Raw genomic sequence first — 1,184 nt, forward strand, 5'->3', positions numbered from 1 at the left:
TAGATTGACTTTGTTTATTTATACCTTGATGATTAAACAAAGAGTTGTTTTGAAAGTTTTTAACTGCATTAATGCTCATGTTGACTCCTTATGAAAAGAATTACCCTGAAAACTTATACCCTATTTTAGAAAGTTGTTCCAAGATTTCTGTAATGTCATTACCTTTTTCTTGTTCTGCTTTTAAGAAACGTTCAAAGAATGTTTTTTTAAATTCATCTTGATAGGTTTCTGTATTATCACTTTCTCCTTGAATAGGTTTAAAGGGTTTTTGATTTTCTTCGTGTTCTGTATAATTTGCCCAAGCCTTATCAAGAACAGAATCATGTCTTTTTCTAAATTCATAGTATTTTTCACTAAATTCAACATACCTTTCTTTAAATTCAGAGAAACTCAAATCAGGACTGCTAAGCTTTTCCATATATTCATCTAGCAAGTCATTTGCCTCACTTAATATATCTTGCAAAGCTTTTCTATCTCCCTCTACTGGTGTCAAAGGAAGAATATTGTTGATTTGTTTTATATGTGACTTAATTTGAGAAATATCACCACCTTGCCCATCCCAGCCAAACTTTTCGCCAAAACGATTCGTTAGAATTGAGACACTATCCATAAATTTTCTGAAATCTTCAACAATTGATTCATCGATGTTTTTATTATATCCAAATGCATTTCCTCTTAGAGTTGTTTCACCCTCAAAGACTCCATACACTGGTGCATACTTTGCAAACTCTAAAAAGACATCACCTTTGGAATAAGAGCTAAAATCAGACTTTGAATTAAAAATCCATCCTATATCATTTTTTTTGTGATCCTTCATTACGGTTGCCCAGCTATCTGTTTTTATAACTTTTTCCATATCTTCTTGTGTAAGGGTTTGAATAACTTTGAGTGTTCTAGAATTATATTCATAAAAAGTAATAGATAAATTATCCAAATATTCCTTAGAAAAATCCTCTCCATAGGCAGGAGATTCCAAGACTTGTGAAAAGAGTTGATAGATATTGCCAAAGCTTTTAGCAATATCTATGCTTTTAAAGATTTCACTATTTAACCGCCCGGAAAATGTATTCTCATCAAAAAAATCATCTACAAACTTTTGCATATCTGCTGCACGTATTCTAAAATCTTTTGGTATTCCAGCCTTTTCATTAAAATCACTTGTAAAGTAACCATCTGCATCAACA

General features: G+C 31.3%; 1 protein-coding gene. It reads right to left on the reverse strand.

Annotation, left to right across the window (positions count from 1 at the left end):
• Window positions 1-100 precede the first annotated feature (100 nt).
• Window positions 101-1,184, reverse strand: a 1,084-nt coding sequence (locus CCZ01_RS09870) for a Cj0814 family flagellar-dependent secreted protein (protein ID WP_112053033.1), incomplete at its 5' end; no start/stop codon positions are given.

Origin of the sequence: Helicobacter monodelphidis (genome assembly GCF_003288845.1) — a bacterium.
Taxonomy (GTDB): Bacteria; Campylobacterota; Campylobacteria; order Campylobacterales; family Helicobacteraceae; genus NHYN01.